We start from the raw sequence: 22,279 nt of genomic DNA, 5'->3' as shown, positions 1-22,279 counted from the left end.
CGGCCGAACAGGGCGCACAAGGCCGCGTGCCCGGCCCCGAGCGGAGCGCTCGGGTCAGCCCGGGGCGGCTTCTGACAGCAAGGCGGGCGCAGACCGTCCGGAAACGCCCGCCCTGGCAGCCTCCACCCAAGCCCCTGCAGCGCCATCGGGCCGCCCCGCAAGCCGGAACACCGCCACGGCGGACACCAGCTGCTGCGCCTGGCTCTTCATGCTGTGTGCCGCAGCGGCCATCTGCTCGACCAGGGCCGCGTTCTGCTGGGTGGTTTGGTCCATGTGGCTGACCGCCTCACTGACCTGCGAAAGGCCCTCACTTTGCTCGGCGCTGGCAGCGCTGATTTCCCGCACGATGTCGGTCACACGCCGGATGGCCTGCACCACTTCCTCCATGGTGTGACCGGCCTGATCCACCTGGCTGGAGCCCTGCTCCACCCGGTGCACGCTGGCGGCAATGAGCTGCTTGATTTCCTTGGCCGCCTGGGCGGAGCGACCCGCGAGCGCCCGCACCTCGCTGGCCACCACGGCAAAACCGCGGCCCTGCTCGCCGGCGCGGGCCGCTTCGACGGCCGCGTTGAGGGCCAGAATGTTGGTCTGAAACGCAATGCCGTCGATCACGCCAATGATGTCGGCAATGCGCTGCGAACTGTCGTTGATCCCCTTCATGGTCTCCACCACCTGGGCCACCACCTGGCCACCCTGCAGCGCCACCGCATTGGCACGGTCTGCGAGCTGGCGGGCCGCCTGGGAGCTGTCTGCGTTCTGCCGCACCGTGGAGTCCAGCTCTTCCATGGACGCAGCCGTTTCCTCCAGCGCGCTGGCCTGCCGCTCGGTGCGGGCTGACAGATCCTGATTGCCCTGCGAAATCTCGGCCGTGGCGTCGGCCACCGTCTCCGAGCTGGCCCGCACCGTCGCCACGATGTCGGCAAGCCGGTGCCGCATGGTGTCCAGGGCCTCCAGCAGCTCCCCCATCTCATCCCGGCGCCCGGAATGCACCGGCGTCACCAGATCGCCTTGCGCAATCGCATGCGTGGCGCGCACAGCCTGCATCAGAGGCTGCGTGACCGAACGTGTGGCCAGGAAACCCAGCAGCAGGCCGGCCAGCAGGGCGCAGGCCCCGCTGACGCCCATCCAGACCAAGCCCGCGTTGGCACGGCTGGAGACGGCCTGCAGGTTGTCGTCCACCTGGTGCTCGATGGAGTCCACCAACTGGCCCAGCACGGCGCTGTAGCGCTGGATCATGGGGGCCAGCTCCGTGTCGACCGCTGCCCCCACGTCCTGACCGGCCTGCTTGGCCTTGACCAATTCGGCCCGCTTGGCGCGGTAGGCGTCGCGGATCTGGGTGGCCTCGGCAAACAGCTCGCGGTTGCGATCAGAGTCCAGCAGGCCTCGGATCTGCTCCAGCCGCTTGCTGGCGGCCTCCGAGACCGCCGCAATCTCCCGGCTTTGCTTCTCCACAAAGGCTAGATCGTTGCTCTTGAGGATGGCCTCCGTGCGCAGCCAGTTCATCTGGATGTCGTTTTCCCAGTTCTGCGCCAGCTCCATGCGGCGCATGTCCACCTTGGCCACCTGCTCGTTGCTGGAGCGCAAAGACAGAATGTTGACGGCGCCAATGGCCGCAATGACCGCGGTGAGCAACAGCACCACAACGAAAGATGCGCCCAGCCGGACGCCCAGCCTCAAGTCCACGATTCGCATACGCCCCCCTTGTGAAGAATGAACCATGCGGTCGCGTGCAGGGTGCGCAGCAAGGCGCCCCCGGCCCACGGCCACCCTCCGCCAACGCTCTGCCCGGGCCAGGCGGCTGCAGCCAGCCCTGACTTGCCCGCGCACGAGCACCTTCCACAATCGGCACATCTCCAGCGCAGCGGATGTTTGCGGCCCCATCGCGGCCACACCGTTACCGCACGTGGGCCAAGGGACACGCGAACCTGCTGCGTGGGATGCGTTTCGCTGGATTCATTTAACCGCTTCACCCCCTGATGTCCAAGCGGTTTCTGTGCAGCCGTCATCGTGTGGCCGCGGACACCGTCCGTGAGCCTGTGCACCACGGGCATGCAGCGCCACCGCCGTGGCGGGCCGCGCGGCCCGGCGTGCCCGCGCTTCAGGCCATGGACAGCGGCAGCTCGGTGGTCGACAGCACGTTGCGCAGCACCATGAACGAGCGGATCTGCCGCACGCCTGGCAGGTACAGCAACTGCTCGGCGTGCAGGCGGTTGAAGCTCTCGCTGTCGCGCGTGCGGATCAGCATGAAGTAGTCGAATTCGCCCGTGACCACGTGGCACTCCATGCAACCCGAGACTTTGGCAGCGGCCTTTTCAAACGCCGCGAACGACTCGGGCGTGGAGCGGTCGAGCACCACCCCGATCATCACCAGCATGCCCGCGCCCACGGCCTGCGGGTTGAGCAGTGCCACCACGCCCTGGATCAGCCCCAGGCGCTTGAGCCGCTCCACCCGCCGCAGGCAGGCGGGCGCACTCAGGTGCACCTTGGCCGCCAGGGCCACGTTCGACAGCGAGGCGTCGCGCTGCAACTGGCGCAGGATGGCGCGGTCGGTGCGGTCCAGCGCCTCGGCGGGCGCGGGGGGCTGTGCATCATTCGTGCGACGAACATTTGTTGCGGGCATGGAGTACTTCACGAAACATTGGTAATCAAAAAGATTATCCAGCTCGCTTCAGCACCGATCCATGCCGCTGCTTCGCAACCCTGTTGCGCACGGTTTTTCCTACGATCACTGCACCCTGTTGAGTGCAACCGACCCCGGAGAAACCGCCATGAACCTGCAGAAATTTGAACGCCATCCGCTGACCTTCGGCCCCTCGCCCATCACCCCGCTGCCGCGCCTGTCGGCCCACCTGGGCGGCAAGGTGCACCTGTATGCCAAGCGGGAGGACTGCAACTCGGGCCTGGCCTTTGGCGGCAACAAGACGCGCAAGCTCGAGTACCTGATTCCGGAGGCCCTCAAGGGCGGCTACGACACGCTGGTGTCGATTGGCGGCATCCAGTCGAACCAGACACGCCAGGTGGCGGCCGTGGCCGCGCACCTGGGCATGAAGTGCGTGCTGGTGCAGGAAAACTGGGTCAACTACTCCGACGCGGTGTACGACCGCGTGGGCAACATCGAGATGAGCCGCATCCTGGGCGCCGATGTGCGGCTGGACGCGGCGGGCTTTGACATCGGCATCCGCCCCAGCTGGGAGCAGGCCATGGAAGATGTGCGCAAAGCCGGCGGCAAGCCCTTCCCGATTCCGGCGGGCTGCTCCGAGCACCCGTACGGCGGCCTGGGCTTTGTGGGCTTTGCCGAGGAAGTGCGCGCGCAAGAAAAAGAACTGGGCTTCCAGTTCGACTACATCGTCGTGTGCTCCGTCACGGGCAGCACGCAGGCCGGCATGGTGGTGGGTTTTGCCGCCGATGGCCGGGCGCGCCGGGTGATCGGCATTGACGCCTCGGCCAAGCCCGAGAAAACGCACGCGCAGATCCTGCGCATCGCCCAGCACACCGCACAGCTCGTGGAACTGGGCCAGGCCATCACAGCCGAGGATGTGGTGCTGGACACGCGCTACGGCGGCCCCGAATACGGCCTGCCCAACGAGGGTACGCTCGAAGCCATCCGCCTGTGCGCGCGCCAGGAGGGCATGCTGACCGACCCGGTGTACGAGGGCAAGTCCATGCACGGCATGATCGACAAGGTGCGCAAGGGCGAATTCCCCGAGGGCTCTCGCGTGCTGTATGCGCACCTGGGAGGGGTGCCGGCGCTCAACGCCTACAGCTTTCTTTTTCGCAACGGCTGATGCCGCTGCGCCAGCCGCACGCCAGGCCCACCTGGAGTACCTGGCGCGGCTGTCGCTGATCTGAACCACCGCCGGGGCCCACGCCCCGGCAGCGCAGCCCCTCTCAGGCCTGCAGCAGCTGCGCCACCTGGGCGCGCAGGCGCTCGGGCTGCACTTCGCGCGGGGCCACGGGCGCGCCCACGTTCAGGCCCACACGGCTGAACATGCCGCGGCGGAAGGGGCGCACCATGGCCGTGCCCCGCTCCACGCGGCTGAAGAACGAGCCCCACAAGTTGGTCAGCGCCATCGGGATCACTGGAGCCTCGATGCCTTCGTCGCGTGCGCGGTCGAGGATCTTCATGATCCCGCCCTTGAACTCCTGCAACTGCCCGTCCTGGGTGATGCCGCCTTCGGGGAAGATGGCCAGCAGGTCGCCTTCGCGCAGCACCTGTGTGGCGCGCTCGAAAGCGGCCTCGTAGGTGGCGGCGTCTTCCTTGTAGGGCGCAATCGGAATGGCCTTGGCCAGGCGGAACAGCCAGCCCAGCACCGGCACTCGGAAGATGCGGTGGTCCATCACGAAGTAGATGGGCCGCGGGCTGGCGGCCATGAGCAGCACGGCATCGACAAAGCTCACATGGTTGCAGGCCAGGATGGCCGCGCCTTGGGCGGGCAGGTATTCGTCGCCCTGCACCTTGAAGCGGTACACGAAGCGCGACAGCACCCAGGCCACGAAGCGCAGCAGATATTCGGGCACCAGCAGGAAGATGTAGGCCGCCACCACAGCGTTGGCCAGGCCGGTGAACAGGAAGATCTGCGGCACCGAGAAGCCCGCCCCCAGCAGCGCCCCCGCGATCAGCGAGCTGGCGATCATGAACAGCGCGTTGAGGATGTTGTTGGCTGCAATGATGCGTGCGCGGTGCGTGGGCTGGGCGCGCATCTGGATCAGCGCGTACATGGGCACGCTGTACAGGCCGGCAAACAGCGCGAGCAGGCCCAGGTCCAGCATCACGCGCCAGTGCGCGCCCTCGGCCAGAAACGCGCCAATGCCCATGATTTCGGACGGCGGCAGCGCGCGCGAGGCGAAGTACAGGTCCACCGCGAACACGCTCATGCCAATCGCACCCAGCGGCACCAGGCCGATTTCGACATGGCGGCGCGAGAGCACCTCGCACAGCAGCGAGCCGATGCCGATGCCCACCGAGAACACCACGAGCAGCAGCGAGGCCACCTGCTCGTTGCCGTGCAGCACCTCTTTGGCAAAGCTCGGAAACTGGCTCAGGAACACCGCGCCGAAGAACCACATCCAGCTGATGCCCAGCAACGAGCGGAACACCACGATGTTCTCGTGCGCGAGCTTGAGGTTGCGCCAGGTTTCGGTGAAGGGGTTCCAGTTGATGGTCAGACCTGGATCGGTGGGCGGCAGCGAGGGGATGTAGCCCGACACCACGCGCCCCGCAATCGCCAGGCCCACGCAGGCAAAGCCCACATGGTGCGCGCCGATCTCGGGCACGGCAATGATCAGCCCGCCCGCCACGTTGCCCAGCAAAATGGCCACGAAGGTGCCCATCTCGACCATGCCGTTGCCGCCCGTGAGCTCGCGCTCGGTCAGCACCTGGGGCATGTAAGCAAACTTCACGGGGCCAAACAAGGTGGAGTGCAGGCCCATCAAAAAGGTGCAGGCCAGCAGCACCGGCACGTTCTGCGAGAAGAAGCCCCAGGCGGCAATCGCCATGATGGCCATCTCCAGCCGCTTCACGAACACGATCAGCCGGCGCTTGTCGTATTTGTCGGCCAGCTGACCGCTGGTGGCTGAGAACAGCAGGAACGGCAGGATGAACAGCGCCCCGATGACCAGCCCGGCCAGGGCGGGCGGCAGCCAGGCCACCTGGATCTGGTAGGTGACCATCACGGTGAACGCGAACTTGAACAGGTTGTCGTTGGCCGCGCCCGAAAACTGCGTCCAGAAGAACGGCGCAAAGCGGCGCTGGCCCAGCAGGGCGAACTGGTTCGGGTCTTCATGCCCGGCGGGCAGGGTCGAGTGTTGCGTCATGGATTTCCTCCTCGCGGGTCCGTTCGTCACAGGGGGGCTGTGCGGCGCAGGGGTGCGCGTTTCTCGGCCCAGGGCCGGGTCGGACGGTGCGCGCCATTGTCCACGCCCGCTGTGGCAGCGCCATGGCGGCGTGTCGCGCCTGCAACGCACACGGGCACCGCGGCCAGCGCGGCCACCGCATGCTTGAGGCTGTGGCCCGACACCCACTGGCCTGTGGCCTCGAACACCGCATGGTCGGCCATCTCCAGCAGCTTGGCCACGGCGTAGCAGGCGATCACGGCCGCCAGCGACAGCGCGGGCAGCCCCGCACGCGCCGGGCGCAGCGCCAGGCCCAGAAGCAAGGCCAGCCCGCCAAACTGCAGCAGCGCCCAGGGCAGCACGTTGCCCGCGGCGGCGTCCAGCCACGCGGCCAGCAGGCCTGCGGGCAGGGTGAGCGCGGCCAGGGCCACGCCGCTGCGCGCACTCACGCGGTGGGCGGCGGCCAGGCCCAGCAGGCCGGCAAAGGCCAGCGCCATGCCCGCACGGTCCCACAGCAGGCCGGCGGCGTCGGGCTGCAGGTGGTACCAGGCCGATCCAGCGGCCGTGGCCACGAGCCCTGTAAAGAACAGCCGCGCCAGCGCTGCGGGCACGGCCACGCCCCAGCCGCCCGGGCCGCGGCGCAGGCTCCACAGGCCCCACAGCCCGACCAGCGCAAACGGCAGGTTGGTGAGCACGTCCATCGCATGCGGCAGGCCGACCAGCGTGCGGGCGTCGGCGTACGGAGCCAGCAGCGCGCCGGGCGGCTGCCAGGCGGGCAGCAGGGCCGCGGCGGCCACCAGCAGCAGCACGGCCGCGGCCAGCAGGCGTTCGGGCAGCGTCCAGGCGGTGGTTGCCGGGGCTGCGGCTGGGCGCGGGGGCAGCACGGCACGGTGCAGGCTGGCGGGCTGCGGGATGCGCGGGCCGGGGCCAGACGACCGGTGGAGGCGGGAACAGGGGCGGGATTCGGGTGGCACAGCGGTCTCCTTGTGTGAAACGGGTTGCGCCGCAGTGTCGGCAGCCGCCGCCGCGCAAGTGCCGCCAAAGTGCAACAGGCGCTACCCAACGCACTGCGGGTATCGATAATCGATACCCATGAGCACCACCGCCGACCTCGTTGCCGCCCTCAAGAAGGAACTCAAGGCCGCCCAGATGACCTACGCCGACCTGGCCGAGGCCCTGGGCATGGCCGAGTCGAGCGTCAAGCGCATGCTGGCCAAGGGCGACATGCCGCTGTCGCGCATCGACGCCATCTGCCGCGCGCTGGCGCTGGACTTTGCCGACCTGGCGCGCCGCGTGGCCGACAGCCAGCCCCTGCTGCAGGAGCTGAGCCTGGAGCAGGAAAAGGCGGTGGTGGCCGACAAGAAGCTGATGCTCATGGCGATCTGCGTGCTCAGCCAGTGGACGCTGGAGCAGATCGTGGCCGCCTACCGGCTCAGCGAGGCCGAGGGCATCAAGTACCTGGCGCAGCTCGACCGCATCGGCATCATCGAACTCAAGCCGCTGAACCGCTACCGGCTCAAGCTCGCCAAAACCTTCCGCTGGCGGCCCCACGGGCCGATGATGACGTTCTTTCGCGAGCATGCGCTGCTCGACTACTTTGCCGGCGGCTTTGGCGGCCCGGGCGAAGGCGTGATGCTGGTGCACGGCTCGGTCAGCCGGGCGCTGGCGCCCTCGTTCCTTGAGCGCATGCAGCGCGTGGCGCAGGACTTTGCCCAGCAGCACCTGGCCGACCAGAAGGTGCCCGCCAGCGAGCGCGAGGGATACACCCTGCTGCTGGCCATGCGCAGCTGGGAGTTCGAAGTCTTCGAACACATGCGGCGCTGAGCGCGCAGGCGGCGCGCCCCGCACGCGGTGCCCACAGCCGGTGCCGACAGCCGCTGCGCCCCCCGGCGATGGCAGGCTCGGCCCGGACGTGCGCGTGTTCGTGTGCTCAGTCGTGCGCGGAGCTCGGGAGTTGCCGCACACCCACGGCCTTTGCTATTTATTTAATAGCTGCTCGTGCCTGATTTTGCTGGATCAGCGGCCAAAAACACCCTCAAAACATCCGCTCCAGGGCCCCAGCGCGCACCCTCAGGCCCCTGCAACGGTTGGGTTGACGCGAAAAAACGAAACCACTATTCTTTAAAACGCAATTCAGCGATTTTTAAAGATAGTCAATTGAAAACCACCCGCCAACAGCAAGACGCCACGCGCCGCCAGATTCTGGCCAGCGCGGTCGCGCTCATGACGCGCCAGGGCTACGACGGCACGACGATGAAAGACATCGCGCGCGCGGCGGGCATTGGCGACGCGACCATCTACAAGTACTTCCCGACCAAAGACCGGCTGGTGCTCGGCTACCTGGACGAGGTGGCCCACCAGGCAATTGCCGACACGCTGGCCACGCCCTGCTTTGCCGACTATCAGCTGCACGAACAGCTGCAGCGCCTGACCGATGCGGTGCTGGAGCGCCTCGAGCCTGACAAAGCCTTCGTGGCCGTGATCCGCGAGGTGACGCGCGCCGCGCCGCTGGCGCTGCTGGCAGGCCCGCTGCCGGGCCGCAGCGCGCTGCAGACGACCGTCACCGGCTTCATCCGCGAGGCGCAGGCGCGCGGCGAGCTGCCCTACCCGGGCTTCGAGGTGCTGGCCGGGGCGCTGTACGTGGACTTTCTGGCCGCCGTCATCGCGTACTGGATGGCCGACACCAGCCCCGAGACCAGCGACACCGCCCAACTGGTGGACCTGGCCTTGCAGGTGGGCGTGCTGGTGCTGCGCAGCGGCCTGCCGCACCGGCTGCTGGAGCTGGGCGGCTTCATGCTGCGCAGCCAGATGGTGCGGCTGCTGCAGCCCGGCGGCCACCTGCTGGGCCTGCTGCAGGGCGCACGCCAGCACTTCGGCGGCATGGCGGCGGGCTTTGCAACGCCGCAGGCCGGGGCACCGGCCCCTGCACCGGCCCGCAACGCCACCGACGCGCCCGCACCGCCCAAGCGCCGTCGGGCAGTCACCCCCCCTTCCGCACCCGCCGCCCGATCCGCGTCTGCACCCGACGGCGCCCCCACCCCGCCGCCCACCCGCCGCCCCCGCAGCCGAAAGACCGCCCCATGACCGCCACGCTCCACCCCAGCGCCCTGCCCCCGGTGCAGGCCGTGCCCGTGCCGCCGGGCACCGTGATTTACCAGGCCACGGCTGGTGCCCAGTTTGCGGACGCTTACCTGGTGGCCGACCAGCACCCGGCGCGCACGCCGCTGCAGGCCTGGCTGGATGTGGCGCAGCGCACGCCCGCCTGGGTGCGCGGGCTCATGTGGGTGCGCAACAAGGCGGTGCGGCTGGTGGGCCTCAAAGACCTGGGCCAGCTGCAGGACGGCCACCCGCCCGCCAGCGGCCGCGCGCTGCACGACGCGCGCAGCTACCGCGTGGGCGACCGCGTGGGGATCTTCCGCATCCGGCACCTGAGCGACACCGAGGTGGTGATGGGCCAGGACGACCGGCACCTCGATGTGCAGGTCTCCATCAGCAAACACCACGCGCCCGACAGCCCGCCCACGGTGGTGCTCAGCACCGTGGTGCACATCCACAACGCGCTGGGCCATGCGTACATGGCGGTGGTCACGCCTTTTCACCGCGTGATTGCACGGGGCACGGCGCAGCGCGTGGCCGCCTATGGACGGCGCTGACGCACCGCGCACCGGCAAGCTTGCGCGCGGAGCCATCACGGGGCTTGCGGCAGCGCGCATCGGCCTGGCCACGCTGGGCCACCGCACGCGCACCGCCACACCGGCCGAGCAGGCGGCGCACGAGGCGGCGCTCGGCCGCATCCTGTTTGGCGCGCTCGGGCAACTGCGCGGCTCGGCGCTCAAGGTGTCGCAGCTGCTGGCCATGCACCCGCAACTGCTGCCCGAAGGCGTGCGCAACGAACTTGCGCGCGCGCACTACCAGGCACCGGCGCTTAGCCGCGCAGTGGTGGGCCGCGTGTTCCGCCAGGCCTTCGGGCAGGAGCCCCAAGCGCTGTTCACGCACTTCGAGCCCACGGCCTTTGCCGCAGCCAGCCTGGGCCAGGTGCATCGCGCCGAGCTGGCCGGCCATGGCACCGTGGCCGTGAAAGTGCAGTACCCGGGCATGGCCGGCACCATTGCCAGCGACATGCAGCTGCTGCGCACCGCGCTGCGCGCACTGGCCCACACCGATCTGCCCCTGCCCTCTGGCACCGTGCTCGATGGCGTGGTAGCCGAGATCGAATCCACGCTGCGCCGCGAGCTGGACTACCGGCACGAGGCCGAGCAGCAGCAGTGGTTTGCCACGCACGCAGCGCAGCCCGGCGTGGTCATCGCGCAGCCCATCCTGTCGCACACCCGTGCGCAGGTCCTCACGCAGCCGTTCTTGCCGGGCCAGCCGCTGGCCCAGTGGCTGGCCACCCAACCGGCCCAGGCCTTGCGCGACCAGGCGGGCCAGCACCTGTGGGACTGGACGCTGCACTGCATGTTCGGCCTGGGCAGCATCCATGCCGACCCGCATCCTGGCAACTTTCTGTTCGCGGCCGACGGCACGGTGGGCGTGCTCGACTTTGGCTGCACGCGCGCGCTGTCGGGCCCGTTCCGCGCGCAGGTGCGCTCGGCCTGGTCGGCCCTGCTGCGGCCCGCGGCCGCCCCCGACCGCGACGCCCAGGTGCTGGCGGCCTACCAGGCCTTGGGCCTGGTCTCGGCCGACCTGCCGCTGCCCACCTACCGCAGCGCATGCGCGCCGGTGCTGGCGCCCATGCAGGCCTGGCAGCTCGAACCCTTCACGCAGCCCGTGTTCGACTTCGCCACCAAAACCCCGCCGCCACTGACCGAGCCAGCCCACCAGCGCGTACTGGGCCGCTATCTGCAGCAGGTGCCGGGCGAGATGCCGGCCTTTGAGCGCACCTGGATGGGGCTCATGCACCTGCTCACGCTGCTGGGTGCGCGGGTGCGCACGCGCCACGCGCACTGGCTGCACACCGACGCCTCGTCCGTTCCCACCGTGGAGTCCTCCCCATGAATCCTGTTGTCCACCGCGCCCCCCCTGCGCTTCGCTTTCGCTGGAAAGGCCCATGGCTGATCGCCGTGGCCGCGCTGCACAGCGTTTATGCCGCCATCGTGTTCATGCCGCAATGGCGCGACATGGCCGCGCAGGGCGTCATCGCAAGCGTGGGAGCCGATCCGATGCTGGGCGCCGTGGCGTGGTTCGCCCTGTTCGGCGCGTTGCTGGCCCTGCTGGGATGGGTCGTGCTGTGGGCCGAGCGCCACGCGCCCGAAGCCAGCCTGCAACGCCCGCTGGGTTGGGGCTTGTTGGCTCTGACGGGGATGGGCATCGCACTGATGCCGGATTCCGGTCTGTGGCTGCTGCTGCCCCCGGCGCTGGCCCTGAGCCGCAGCGCGGACGCGCGCACTGCACCTACCCGGGAGCGGGCATGAACACGGCTTTGCTCTGGGCCGCAGTCGGCCTCGTCCTCGTCGGCATCGTGCACTCGGTGCTGGGTGAAGTGCTGATCTTCCGCGCGCTGCGCACGCGCGGCATCGTGCCCACCACGGCGCAGCCGCTGCTGCGCGAGCGACAGCTGCGCATTGTCTGGGCCACTTGGCATCTGGTATCGGTACTGGGCTGGCTGCTGGCAGCGCTGCTCTGGCGACTGGCTGCCGAACCACCGCAAGCCCCGCTGGTGGTCTGGACGGCGCACGCCACTGGCGCTGCCGTGGCTGCGTGCGGGCTGCTGGTGCTGTATGCCACCCGAGCGCGGCACCCGGCCTGGGCGGTGCTGCTGGGCATTGCAGGGCTGCTGTGGTGGCGCTGACGGGGCGGTCGCCCCGATGGCCTGCATCAGCTTTTATTGCGGTGCATTAGCACGCTGATGCACCCCGCAGCAGGGCGGCAGGGCCTAGACTGCGGCACTGCAGGAGAGCAGGTGCGGCCCGCCGCATCTCACCGAAGGCGCAAACTCCCATACACGCTCAGGTTCCGTACTGCACCCAACACATTGCCGTCTGGAGAGCCGCCACCGTGCGTGGCGCACCGAAGGAGCAAGCCGTGGCCCATGCGGGGCCTGCGGTGAATCTCTCAGGTACCAAGGACAGGGGGAGCGGCAGCTGGCTGGCACGCCCGCTGCACGCTATCGATTTGATAGCTGCTCGTGCTTGCCTGCCCAGCACGAGACCCCTGAAAGGCTCCCATCATGCGCATCGCCGTTCTCGGCGCCGGTCTGCTCGGCGTCACCTCTGCCCACTACCTGCAGCAACTCGGCCACGAGGTCACCGTCATCGACCGCCAGGCCACGCCCGGCGCGGAAACCAGCTTTGCCAACGGCGGGCAGATTTCGGTGAGCCACGCCGAACCCTGGGCCAACCCGAGCGCGCCGCTCAAGGTGCTGCAGTGGCTGGGCCAGGAAGATGCGCCGCTGCTGTTCCGCCTGCGGGCCGATCTGCGCCAATGGCTCTGGGGCCTGTCCTTCCTGCGCAACTGCACGCCGGGCCGCACGCGCCACAACATCGAGCAGATCGTGCGCCTGGGCACCTACAGCCGCGCGTCGCTGCAGCAATTGCGCGCTGCCACCGGCCTGCAGTACGACCAGCGCACGCAGGGCATCCTGCACTTCTATACCAACCAGAAGGAATTTGAAGGTGCGCTGGCCCCGGCCGAGCAGATGCGCGCGCTGGGCTGCGAGCGCCGCGTGATCTCGGCCGACGAGGCCGTGCAAATCGAGCCTGCGCTGGCCGCGATCCGCCCGCAGCTGGCCGGAGCGACCTTCACGGCCGAAGACGAATCGGGCGATGCCAACCAGTTCGTGCGCGGCCTGGCCGCGGTGTGCGAACAGGCGGGCGTGCGCTTCCGCCTGGGCCACCACATCACGGCGCTGCGCACCACAGGCACGGGGGCCGACCGCCGCATCGACCATGTGGAAGTGACCAACGCCGAGGGCCGCTTCGAGCGCATCCAGGCCGACGCCTATGTGCTCGCGCTGGGCTCGTTCAGCCCACTGCTGGCCGCGCCGCTGGGGCTGGGCCTGCCGATCTACCCGGCCAAGGGCTATTCGGTGACCATGCCGGTGATCGACCCCTCGCGCGCCTACGAAGTGAGCCTGACCGACGACGAGTTCAAGCTCGTGTTCTCGCGCTACACCAGCGAGCGCGGCGACCGCATGCGCATTGCAGGCACGGCCGAGCTCAACGGCTACGACCGCCACCTCAACACCGTACGCTGCGAGGCCATTGTGCGCCGCGTACAGCAGCTCTTTCCGGGCGCGGCGGACGCCTCGCAAGCGCAGTTCTGGACGGGCCTGCGCCCGGCCACGCCCAGCAACGTGCCGCTGATTGGCCAGAGCCGCGTGGGCAACCTGTACCTGAACACCGGCCACGGCACGCTGGGCTGGACGCACGCTTGCGGCTCGGGCCGCGCGCTGGCCGACATCATCAGCGGCCGCGTGCCCGAGGTGGACTTTGCGTTTCTGGGCGGCGTGCAGGGCCGTCCGGTGCACACGCTGGGCACGCCCGCGCGCGCGGCGGGCTGAGGCCTGGGCACGCTGCCATGTCGCAGCGTGTTGCGCCGTGAGCAAATGTAAAAGCCGCTGGCAACACGCAACACCCGTATGCACGCTACAAGGACCTCGGGCATAGTCCTTCCCGTCAGAGGGAAATGACGAGAAGCGCTCACGGGCCTGCGGCATGGACGTCTGCTGCGGTGTGCGTGCGTGGTGCCTGAGGGGCACCGGCGCGCACGCCTACAGCGTGTCCAGCCTGTGGCCCGCAAGGCGGCGCATTCGATCCTGCGCAGCGCAGTGGAGGCGGTCCGGTTCGTGGCAACGGGTCCAACGGTCGCGGCGAGCACGAGCAAAGACTTGGCCGGCGTGATGCAGGCCACGCGCGGCGCAGGATTCGGCGCGCACACCGGCCTGGCGCTTGCAGCATCGGCGACCTGCCCGGTTCACCGGCTGGCCTACGGCCCCGCCCGGCCCGTGGCGGCTCACCGCCCCGGCACCCACACTGGACCAAAGCCCCATCCGCAACCACTGCACAGTGCAGCGCGGTGGGTGCCAAGGCACAGCCGCAGCCACCGCGGGGGCTGTGGGCGTTGCGCACACGGCTTGGGGGCTGCCCCCAAGCTGCCTCAAACCCTGGGAGTGACTGCGTGGTGCGCCCCTGGACTGCGCGCAGGGGGGGTCAGACCTCGGCCGCAGCGTCGTCCACAAACACCGTGAGCACGCCGGTGTAGCCGTACAGGTGCTGGTGGGCGATCTCGCCGCCCGCAAAAAAGCCGACCAGGGGCACGTCGCCCAGCGCATGGCGCACGATTTGCAGCTCAGCACTCGGGCCGCCGAAGTGCGGGCCGCCACGGCCCGAACAGCTCACGTACACCGCGCCACAAATGCGTCGCCCCTGCGGAGACTGCTGCACCCCGGGCGGCGCGCCCACGTCGGCCGCGGGGACGGCCAGCAGTTCTTCGGGCTCCAGCTCTTCGCGGATTTCGGCGCAGATGCGCATCAGGTCGGCCCGCGCAGCGGCCACGTTGCGCTGGCAGAAGGTCAGGCGCATGCCTGGCTGCACATGGTCGGCCAGGGCCACGCCGCGGCGCGCGCCGTCCAGGCCAATGATGTGGCGCACGCGGGTGTCGGTGCCAAAGTGCCCGGTGCGGCGCGCGGGTGCGTCGGCCATGGCTGGCGCATCGGCCAGGCCTGCCAGCGTGGCGCGCACCTTGCGCAGCGCAGGCTGCGGGTCGCCGTCGAGCGAGACATCGAGCGTGCGCAGCAGCACGTCGAGTGCGGGATCGCCATCGAGTGCCAGCACCACGTTGTCGTGCGCGGCGGTGACGGTGTGCTCGGCCCCCACCGGCTGGCACCCCTGCGTGACGCGGGAGAGCAGCGCCACGTCGCGCGCAAAGGCCACGCCCGACAGGCCGCCCGCAAACACGCCGCTGGCCGCGCCCTGCCCACGCAGGTTGCCGTTACCCGCCACCGCAAACTGCACGCTTGCGCCGCGGCTGGCGGCCAGGCCGCCAAACAGGTAGCCGGTGTCGGTGCGCGCGGCCATCTCGTCAATCAGCTCGGCCAGATCGGGCGTGTGTCCGTCGGCATGCAGCAGTGCCGTGTGCGCGGCAAAGCCGCCCGCGTGGGCAGCAGGCAGCGGAGACACCCCCGAGAACACGCGGTACTGGTGCGCGGGCACATCCAGCAGCAGCACCGACAGCGCGGGCTCGTCAAAGTATTCGGCGTTGTTGGCGCACACGCCCACGCCCACGGTGCCACTCCAGTCGGTCACCTCGGGCAGCTCGGCCGACAGGCTGTCGAGCACCGCGGCCGCTTCGGCGGCGTAGTGGTCGGTGATGTAGAGCAGACCCAGGCTGGGAGCGCTCGCGTACTGCGGCAGCGCCATCTGGGCGCGCAGTTGCGCCACCACCAGGGCCAGCGCCATGCGCCACTGCGGATGGGTGGCGTGGGCGCTCGGAAACAGTTTCATGCGTCAGGACTCCTGGCCGGGCGCGCGGCGCTCAGCCGCTGGTGCGCCGCCGCGGGGCAGCGGCCTTGCGCGGGGTGCTGGAGGCGGCTTTCTTGCGCGGCGCTGCCGGGGCCTTGGCTGCGGGCTTGGCGCTGGCGGCGGCCTTGGGCGCTTTGGCCGCCTTGGCCACGGCCTTGCCCGCAAACTGGCTGGCCATACCGGTGGCGGTCTTGAGGGCTTCTTTGGCCAGACCGGTGGCCATGTTGCGCGTGGTGTCGATGGCGGTCTGCCGCGCCGCGTCCTTCATGGCGCTGGCGGCAATCTGCTGGAACTGGCTGGTGAGCGAACCCCACCACTGCATCGGGTCCACCACCTGCGCGGGCTCGGCCTTGGCGGCTGTGCGGGACTTTTTGGCGGGGGTCTTCTTGGCAGGGGCCGCCTCGGGTTCGGCCTCGGTCTGGCCCATGCCAGTCACACGCGATGCCACGCCAGCCACGGCCTCGGCGGCGCTGCTGACGGTGTCGGCCGCCTTGTGCACGCCGCCGATCACGGCGTCGGCCGTCTTGAGCTTGAAGGCGTTGGCCACGTCGCCCATGCTGAAGTTCATGCCCTTGAGCGTGGCCAGGGTCATCTTCTGGACTTCCAGCGCCTGGATGGTGGCGGCCAGCGCGCGGGAGTTCTGCTCCAGCCAGAACTGCACGGCCTTGAGTTCTTCGATGCGCTTTTCCAGCTCTTCGACGTTGATGGTGGGGGCCACCCAGTGCGAGAGGTTCGGCAGTTGCGGAATGTTCTGGCTTGCGCCCTTGGCCAGGTTCTGCAAGAAGTCGAATCCGGGCACGAATTTGCCGAAACCGAAGGAGGATGTATCGCTCATGGTCGCTCCGCGAGGGGGGTGGCTGGGACGGTTCGCCACAGCTTACCCCAAGGCCGCGGGGGCGCGAAGCGGGCCAACCCTGCGCGGCATGCCCCGTCGCACGGCGCACCGCCGCAGCCCACCAGGACGCTTGCGGCGGTGGCGCGGGGCGAAGGCGATCAGTGGCGGTGCTTGTCCATCTGCGAGCCCGCGCCCGAATGGCCGTGCCCGTGGCCATGTCCGGCAGCAGCGCCGCCCGGCGCGGCGGTGAGCACCGGCACCTGCAGGGCCAGCGTGCTCTCAGCGCCCTTGGCGTCGCGCAGGCGCAGCGTCAGGGGCACGGTGCTGTCCTTGGCCAGCGGAGCCTTCAGGTCGAGCAGCATCACGTGGTAGCCGCCGGGCTTGAGTTCCACCGGCTTGCCTGCGGGCAACTCCAGCGCGGGGATGGCACGCATCTTCATCACGTCGCCTTCCATCTTCATCTCGTGCACTTCGGTCACACCGGCCACGGGCGACTGCGCGCCCACGAGCTGCGCGCCCTGCGGGGCCGTAATCTTCATGAATGCGCCGGTGCCTTTCTGGCCCTGCACGGTGGCGCGCACCCAGGCGCCTTCGACCTGGGCCACGGGGGCAGCGGCCGGGGCGGCGGTCTGGGCGATGGCCACCGACAGGCTGGCACTGGCGGCCAGCGCCAGCGCGGCGCGGGCGAGGATGCGGCGGGTCGGACGGGAAAGAGGGTTCATGGCAACAGGCTCCTGATCAACAACACAAACATGGGGGTGGCGGCCACCGGCGGCACCGGGCATGGCCCGATGGACCGCTCACGGGCCGCAGGGTTCAACGGAGATGGACGGGCGGTCTGCGCGCGGGGCTGGCCCTCAGTGGGCATGCCCACCGGCCGCGCCCGCGGGCATCACCTCCAGCGCCGCGGCGGGGGACTTCAGGTCGTGCAGCTTCTGGCCTGCGCGCGGCACCTCGGTCCAGTCGTGGCGGCCACTTTCGCAGACCTGGCGCACCGGCCAGTACAGCATGCCCGGCTGCGCGGGCGTGGTGGCCACGAGCACAAACTCGTCGTAGTGGGCATGGGCCAGCATGTCCTCGGGCGTGCGGGCGGTCCAGGTCACGCGCACCACGTCTTCGCGCACTTCGCGGCCATGGCTGGTGTACGGCTGGGCCAGCGGCGCGCGGTCGATGCGCAGCGTCCAGCCCGGCTTGGGCATGGGGCGCGCACCGCGCATGCCCGCCGGAATGTCCACCGACACTTCACGCGTGGGCGAGCCGCTGCAGCCGTGGCCGACCTTGAAGGTGGCCTTGTAGCTGCTGGCCGCCGGGGCCACCTGGTATTCGAGCACCACGTGGGCATGGGCAGTACCAAAACCGGCCAGAGCCGAGCAAAGTAGAGCACAAGCAGCTACGTTTTTGATAGCAAAAGAAGGCATGGATAGGTCTTTCTCGAATCGTGTGGGCGTTACAGATCCACCTTCAGCTCGGCCATGTAGGTGCGTTGCGGGTAGGGGTGGAAGTTCCAGAACTGGTAGTTGTTCAGGTTGTCGATGCCCACGGCGGCACTGACCTGCCGTGTGATCTGGTAGCGCACGCGCACATCGGTGGTGAAGTAGCGGCTCGCGCCCTGGTAGGCAAAACCGTTCACGTCGGTGTTGTCGAGCGTGCTGTACTGCCGACCGCTGTAGCGTGCGCCCAGGGTGTACGACCATTTGTCGTCGGGCCGGTAGGTGGCCACGGCAGTGGCGCGCCACTCGGGGATGCGCGGCTGCCATTTGCCCACGCTGGCGGGGAACTTGTCGTTCTTCGTGATCTTGGAGTCCGTCCAGGTCAGGCTGCCCCCCAGCTCCAGGCCGCGCACAAAAACGTTGGCGGCCTGGTACGACAGCTCAATGCCCTTGGTGCGGATGGCGTCCACGTTCTGCACGTTGGTCACGTTGGGAGTGACGAGCACATTGGTCTGCGAGTACAGCGCATCTTGGGTGCGCTCGAAAAACGCCGTCAGGCGCAGCAAGCCATTGCCCAGGTCGCGCTCGGCGGTCAGCTCGGTGGTCCAGCTCTTTTCGGGCTTCAGGTTGGGGTCGTTGTTGATGAGCGTGCCGTTGGCGTTGATGCCGCCCTGGTACAGCTCGGACACCGTGGGCATGCGCACGGCACGGCCGGTGGAGGCCTTGAGCACCCACAGGTCGCTGGCCTGGTAGGCCACCGCCGCCTTGGGCGAGAGATACGTCTCGTTGCGCTCGCCGTGGTTCACCGTGGTGGTGGCGTTGGCCGTCTGGCCGTTGCTGGCGCTCCAGCGCTCGGCGCGGGCGCCCAGCACCGCCTTCCACTTCGGCGCGATCTTCCAGGTGTCTTGCGCCCACAGGCCCAGCAGTTGGGTATCGCCGCTGAAGGCCTGGTTGCGGGCACCGGCACCACCGCTGATCCAGTTCGTCGTGGCGTTCTCGATGGTGCGCAGCCGGTAGCTGTCGCGCTGCAGACCAAAGTCCACAATGTGCGCGCCCTGCAGGCCATCGGGGCGCCAGGTGCCCTTGACGGCCAGGGTGTTCCAGCCCGTGCCCTTGTTGTTGACGATGCGCCCGGCCCCACCATTGAGCGCCGCCGGCAGTGCCACGGTGGCGGCGCGCAGGGTGTCGGTCTGGTAGTCGTACAGGCTGGCGGCCACTTCCCAATCGAACACGCCCTTGGTATGGCTCTTGACCGACAGCCCGTGCATGAAGTGCGTGATGTCTTCATTGGAGACGTTGAAGTCGCTGGGCGCGAGCGTGAACGAGCGGCCGTTGATGTTCACGGTGCCGCTGTAAACGGCATTGCCATTCGCATCGCGCAGGTAGCTGGTGGGCCGCCCTTCGGATTGGTTGTGCCACCAGCCCAGGGTGTAGGCGGCCCGCACCGTGGGCGAGACGTCGTAGGCGATCTTGGCCTTGATGTGGTCTTGCTGCGTGCGGTACTGCGTGGCGGTGCCCAGCAAGTACCAAGGCTGGTTGCTGCGGTTGGGCTGCAGCACCGCTCCCGTGACCGGCGTGCCCGCGCTGCCCAGCGCACCCGCCGACACCAGGCGGGTCGGAAAGACCATCGGCTGGCCCTCGCTGTCGGTCTTCTGGAAGTTCAGGAACCACGACCAGTCCCCCGAACGGTTGCCCACCGAGGTGCTGATCTGGTGGCCGCCGTAGGTGGCCTGGGTGTTGTAGAGATCAAAGGGCTGGTGCTGCACGCTGACCTTGCCGTGCGCCTCGAACTGCGTGGGCATGCGCGTGACGTAGTCCACCACCGCGCCCACCGAATTGCCCGCATACGCGGCCGAGAACGGGCCGTAGAGCACGTCCACGCGCTCGATCTCTTCGGGCGTGACGAGCATCCAGCGCGGCGCATTGGTGGGGCCGTTGCCCAGGTAGTTGGAGAGCAGGATGCCGTCGGCAAACACCATGGACCGCGCCGGGTTGCCCGTGCCCGAGGCGCGGGTGGACAGCACGGCGTGGTTGTAGTCGCCGATGTAGCGCTTGCGCACCAGCAGGCTGGGCAGGTACTTGAGCGCGTCCTCGCTGTCGGTGGCGTTAATGGCGTGCGTGATCTGCTCGCGCGTCACACCCTCGATGGTGGTGGGGATCTGCGTGGGCAGCGAGGTGGGCCGCCCGCCGCTGACGGTGACCATGCCCAGTTCGCGCACCGGGGCGGTGGCGGCTTCAGGCGCAGAGGCCGGAGCGGTGTCGGCTGCGCCCGCGGCAGTGCCGGAGGGGGAGGTGACGGTGGCCGCGGCCGCCGGGGTAGCGGCCTGGGCGATCTCGGTCGCCAGGGTCTGGGCGGCGGCCGGAATGGCGGCCAGCGCTGCGCAGGCCGCAGCCAGGGAAAGGGGTTTCAGGTGCATGGGCACTCCTCAGGGTGCGGGTGCTGCGGCGTACGCCAGGCCCGGCCCGGTGCCTGCGGCGCTGCGCCACGGGCTTCGGCACGGCCTGCGCAGGGCGCAGCGTCGCGAAATCCACATCAAAACAGCCGCTCGTGCCGATATATCAAGCACGAGCAGCTATCAAATCAATAGCAGATTTAGAGGAACGATGGTGGCCCGCGCGGCGGCAGCGGCGCACCGATGCGCCCGGCAATGTGCGCTGCGGCAATCGTGCCCAGCGCATGGGCCAGGGGGTGGGGCGGCGGCACGGCCGCCACGGTGGCGGGCGGCGGTGCGCCCAGGTGCACGCACAGCGGGCAGTCCAGCGTGTGGCTACCCAGTTCCTGCGCGCCATCGTCGGTCTTGACGATGAGCTTGATCGCGCCCGAGCCCGAGCAGACCAGCTCCATGGCCTGCGGATGCACAAGCGGCGAGGCCACGGCCACGCCCAGCGACAGCGCAAACCAGGCCAGCACCAGGCGGGCAAGGAAGCGGATTCGGGCAAGCGGCGGCATGGGGCGCGATTGTAGGGGCACCCGCGCAACGGCCGGTGCAGTGCGCTGGATGCCCCCGCGCAACGGGGGCCGTCATGCAGGTGACGGCTCCGCCCGCCCGGGGCACCTAGCATGCGCACACCCCATCCAACGAAGGAGACCCACCATGCTGACGCTCTGCGGCTTTTCGGCCAGCAATTACTACAACAAGGTCAAGCTGGCCCTGCTCGAGAAAGGCGTGCCCTTCGAGGAGCGCCAGGTCTGGACGGACGAAACCGACCTGGCCGCCTCGCCCCTGGGCAAGGTGCCCTACCTCATCACGCCCGAGGGGCCGCTGTGCGAATCGGCTGTGATGCTTGAATACATCGAGCAGGCCTACCCGCAGGTGCCGCTGCTGCCGCCTGCGCCGTACGCCGCGGCCAAGGTGCGCGAGCTGCACCTGTTCCTCGACCTGCACCTGGAGCTGGTGGCGCGCAACCTCTACCCGCAGGCGTTTTTTGGCGGCACGGTGAGCGAAGGCGTGCGCCAGAAGGTGGGCGCGCAGCTCGAAAAGAACGTGGCCGCGTTTGCACGCCTGGCCCGCTGGGACACGCCCTTCATCGCGGGCGAACAGTTCACGCTGGCCGACTGCGCGGCCATCACGCACCTGCCGCTGGTGGCCTCGGCCTCGCGCATCGTGTGCGGGCGCGACGTGCTGGCCGATCTGCCCGCTGCCGACTACCTGGCCCGCATGGCCCAGCGGCCGCTGGTGCAACGCATCCAGGCCGACCGCAAGGCGAGCCTGGCGCTGATGATGGCGCGCTACGCGCCCAAGAAAGACTGATGTAGCGGCTGCACGGCGTCGGCCTCAGCGCGCCTCAAAGCACATCAAAGCGCGGCGGCCGCTTCTCGCGCAGCGCAGCCACGCCCTCGCGCGCCTCGGGGTCGGCAAAGCCCAGGAATTCGAGCGCCAGCGAGGCCTCGAATACCGGCGCGGCCTGCAGCCACCACTGGTTGAGCGCGAGCTTGGTCGCACGGATCGCACCCTGCGCGCCCTCGGCCAGCCGGTCGGCCACGGCGTAGGCGCGCGGTAGCAGTTCGGCTTCGTCCACCGCCAGCGACACCAGGCCGATGCGCTCGGCCTCCTCGCCGGTCAGCGGTTCGCACAGCAGCAGGTGGTACTTGGCCTTGGCCATGCCACACAGCAGCGGCCACACCAGGGCCGCATGGTCGCCCGCCGCCACCCCCAGGCGCGTGTGGCCGTCCACAATGCGCGCCTGCCGCGCCGCCACCGACACATCGGCCAGCATCCCGGCCACCAGGCCCGCACCCACCGCCGGGCCGTGGATCGCCGAAACGATGGGCACCTCGCAATGCAGGAGCTGGTAGACCAGGTCGCGCGCCTCGCGGCACACGCGGCGTCGCGCCTGGGCATCGCGCGTGAGGTCTTCCACCATGGCCAGGTCGCCCCCGCCGGAAAAGCCCTGCCCCTCGCCACGCAGCACCACGGCGCGCACGCCCGGGTCGTCGGCCACGTCCCGCCAGATGTGGCACAGCTCGCGGTGACCCACATGCCCGGCCGTGGGCAGCTTGCCGTTGAGCGCCCGCATCTGCACATCGAGCACCCGGCCCTGCGGGCCACGGCGGCTGATGCGCAGCGTGGTGTAGGCCGCATAGCGCGCGTCCAGGGCGGCCCGCACTGCGGCGTCATTGGCGACCGGGCTGGAAGGCGGGCTGGAAGGGGCATCGGCGTTCATGGACAGGCTCCGAAGGGGCGTACGGCGTATCGCGTACGGCCATTCTGCGCACGGCGTGT

The 22,279-nt window shown here is 69.3% G+C and carries 20 protein-coding genes and 1 riboswitch; of the genes, 9 read left to right on the top strand and 11 right to left on the bottom strand.

Features of this window, described 5'->3' with window-relative positions; translation table 11 throughout:
* Positions 1-54: 54 nt before the first annotated feature.
* Entirely contained in the window at positions 55-1,692 is a 1,638-nt protein-coding gene (locus ABD866_RS00270) for a methyl-accepting chemotaxis protein (RefSeq protein ID WP_345060007.1), read from the bottom strand.
* A 406-nt stretch (positions 1,693-2,098) separates the two neighbouring features.
* Entirely contained in the window at positions 2,099-2,620 is a 522-nt protein-coding gene (locus tag ABD866_RS00265) for an Lrp/AsnC family transcriptional regulator (protein WP_345060004.1), read from the bottom strand.
* A 148-nt stretch (positions 2,621-2,768) separates the two neighbouring features.
* Here ABD866_RS00265 and ABD866_RS00260 point away from each other — a divergent pair, with 148 nt between their 5' ends.
* Positions 2,769-3,785, top strand: coding sequence for a 1-aminocyclopropane-1-carboxylate deaminase (locus tag ABD866_RS00260; protein WP_345060001.1), 1,017 nt, complete (start codon positions 2,769-2,771; stop codon positions 3,783-3,785).
* Between the two features lie 103 nt (positions 3,786-3,888).
* Here ABD866_RS00260 and ABD866_RS00255 read toward each other — a convergent pair whose 3' ends face one another.
* Together ABD866_RS00255 and ABD866_RS00250 are read right to left on the bottom strand one after the other, a co-directional pair.
* The gene (locus tag ABD866_RS00255; RefSeq protein WP_345059998.1) at positions 3,889-5,814 is read right to left on the bottom strand and encodes an MFS transporter; all 1,926 of its coding nucleotides are present in this window, start codon (positions 5,812-5,814) and stop codon (positions 3,889-3,891) included.
* 26 nt (positions 5,815-5,840) lie between these two features.
* Positions 5,841-6,806, bottom strand: a complete 966-nt coding sequence (locus ABD866_RS00250; RefSeq protein ID WP_345059995.1) for a hypothetical protein — start codon at positions 6,804-6,806, stop codon at positions 5,841-5,843.
* A gap of 118 nt (positions 6,807-6,924) precedes the next feature.
* Here ABD866_RS00250 and ABD866_RS00245 point away from each other — a divergent pair, with 118 nt between their 5' ends.
* From ABD866_RS00245 to ABD866_RS00215, 7 genes are all read left to right on the top strand, one after another.
* The gene (locus ABD866_RS00245) at positions 6,925-7,656 is read left to right on the top strand and encodes a helix-turn-helix domain-containing protein (protein ID WP_345059992.1); all 732 of its coding nucleotides are present in this window, start codon (positions 6,925-6,927) and stop codon (positions 7,654-7,656) included.
* A 333-nt stretch (positions 7,657-7,989) separates the two neighbouring features.
* Entirely contained in the window at positions 7,990-8,916 is a 927-nt protein-coding gene (locus tag ABD866_RS00240) for a TetR/AcrR family transcriptional regulator (RefSeq protein WP_345059990.1), read from the top strand.
* The gene (locus ABD866_RS00235) at positions 8,913-9,485 is read left to right on the top strand and encodes a DUF2867 domain-containing protein (RefSeq protein ID WP_345059988.1); all 573 of its coding nucleotides are present in this window, start codon (positions 8,913-8,915) and stop codon (positions 9,483-9,485) included. Before ABD866_RS00240 ends, ABD866_RS00235 begins: the two co-directional genes overlap by 4 nt.
* A complete protein-coding gene (locus ABD866_RS00230; protein WP_345059986.1) occupies positions 9,472-10,827 on the top strand; it encodes an ABC1 kinase family protein in 1,356 nt (451 codons plus the stop codon). Before ABD866_RS00235 ends, ABD866_RS00230 begins: the two co-directional genes overlap by 14 nt.
* Positions 10,824-11,243, top strand: coding sequence for a DUF6463 family protein (locus ABD866_RS00225; RefSeq protein ID WP_345059984.1), 420 nt, complete (start codon positions 10,824-10,826; stop codon positions 11,241-11,243). Before ABD866_RS00230 ends, ABD866_RS00225 begins: the two co-directional genes overlap by 4 nt.
* A complete protein-coding gene (locus ABD866_RS00220; RefSeq protein WP_345059982.1) occupies positions 11,240-11,620 on the top strand; it encodes a hypothetical protein in 381 nt (126 codons plus the stop codon). Before ABD866_RS00225 ends, ABD866_RS00220 begins: the two co-directional genes overlap by 4 nt.
* Positions 11,621-11,800: 180 nt before the next feature.
* Positions 11,801-11,910: riboswitch (glycine riboswitch) on the top strand.
* Between the two features lie 88 nt (positions 11,911-11,998).
* Complete coding sequence (locus tag ABD866_RS00215; protein WP_345059980.1) at positions 11,999-13,330, top strand: D-amino acid dehydrogenase; 1,332 nt, start codon at positions 11,999-12,001, stop codon at positions 13,328-13,330.
* A gap of 649 nt (positions 13,331-13,979) precedes the next feature.
* On the opposite strand, the gene ABD866_RS00210 is transcribed toward ABD866_RS00215, so the two are convergent.
* The 6 genes from ABD866_RS00210 to ABD866_RS00185 form a co-directional block, all read right to left on the bottom strand.
* Complete coding sequence (locus ABD866_RS00210) at positions 13,980-15,272, bottom strand: FIST signal transduction protein (protein ID WP_345059978.1); 1,293 nt, start codon at positions 15,270-15,272, stop codon at positions 13,980-13,982.
* 31 nt (positions 15,273-15,303) lie between these two features.
* Positions 15,304-16,125 carry a PhaM family polyhydroxyalkanoate granule multifunctional regulatory protein gene (locus tag ABD866_RS00205; RefSeq protein ID WP_345059976.1) on the bottom strand — a complete coding sequence of 274 codons (822 nt, stop codon included), beginning with the start codon at positions 16,123-16,125 and terminating at the stop codon, positions 15,304-15,306.
* Between the two features lie 158 nt (positions 16,126-16,283).
* Complete coding sequence (locus ABD866_RS00200) at positions 16,284-16,847, bottom strand: copper chaperone PCu(A)C (protein ID WP_345059974.1); 564 nt, start codon at positions 16,845-16,847, stop codon at positions 16,284-16,286.
* A 135-nt stretch (positions 16,848-16,982) separates the two neighbouring features.
* Positions 16,983-17,543 (bottom strand): YcnI family copper-binding membrane protein, encoded by a 561-nt coding sequence (locus tag ABD866_RS00195; protein ID WP_345059971.1) that lies wholly within the window; start codon positions 17,541-17,543, stop codon positions 16,983-16,985.
* Between the two features lie 29 nt (positions 17,544-17,572).
* Positions 17,573-19,972, bottom strand: coding sequence for a TonB-dependent receptor (locus ABD866_RS00190; RefSeq protein WP_345059969.1), 2,400 nt, complete (start codon positions 19,970-19,972; stop codon positions 17,573-17,575).
* Between the two features lie 176 nt (positions 19,973-20,148).
* Complete coding sequence (locus ABD866_RS00185; protein WP_345059967.1) at positions 20,149-20,505, bottom strand: DUF2946 family protein; 357 nt, start codon at positions 20,503-20,505, stop codon at positions 20,149-20,151.
* 145 nt (positions 20,506-20,650) lie between these two features.
* Here ABD866_RS00185 and ABD866_RS00180 point away from each other — a divergent pair, with 145 nt between their 5' ends.
* Complete coding sequence (locus tag ABD866_RS00180) at positions 20,651-21,307, top strand: glutathione S-transferase family protein (RefSeq protein WP_345059965.1); 657 nt, start codon at positions 20,651-20,653, stop codon at positions 21,305-21,307.
* A 34-nt stretch (positions 21,308-21,341) separates the two neighbouring features.
* Here ABD866_RS00180 and ABD866_RS00175 read toward each other — a convergent pair whose 3' ends face one another.
* Entirely contained in the window at positions 21,342-22,220 is an 879-nt protein-coding gene (locus ABD866_RS00175) for an enoyl-CoA hydratase/isomerase family protein (RefSeq protein ID WP_345059962.1), read from the bottom strand.
* Between the last annotated feature and the right edge of the window lie 59 nt (positions 22,221-22,279).

The sequence above is a fragment of the Acidovorax lacteus genome, from assembly GCF_039540375.1.
In the GTDB taxonomy this organism is placed as follows: Bacteria; Pseudomonadota; Gammaproteobacteria; order Burkholderiales; family Burkholderiaceae_C; genus Acidovorax_G; species Acidovorax_G lacteus.
Note: the sequence above shows the minus strand (reverse complement) of the source record. Positions and strands in the feature narration are given on the sequence as shown.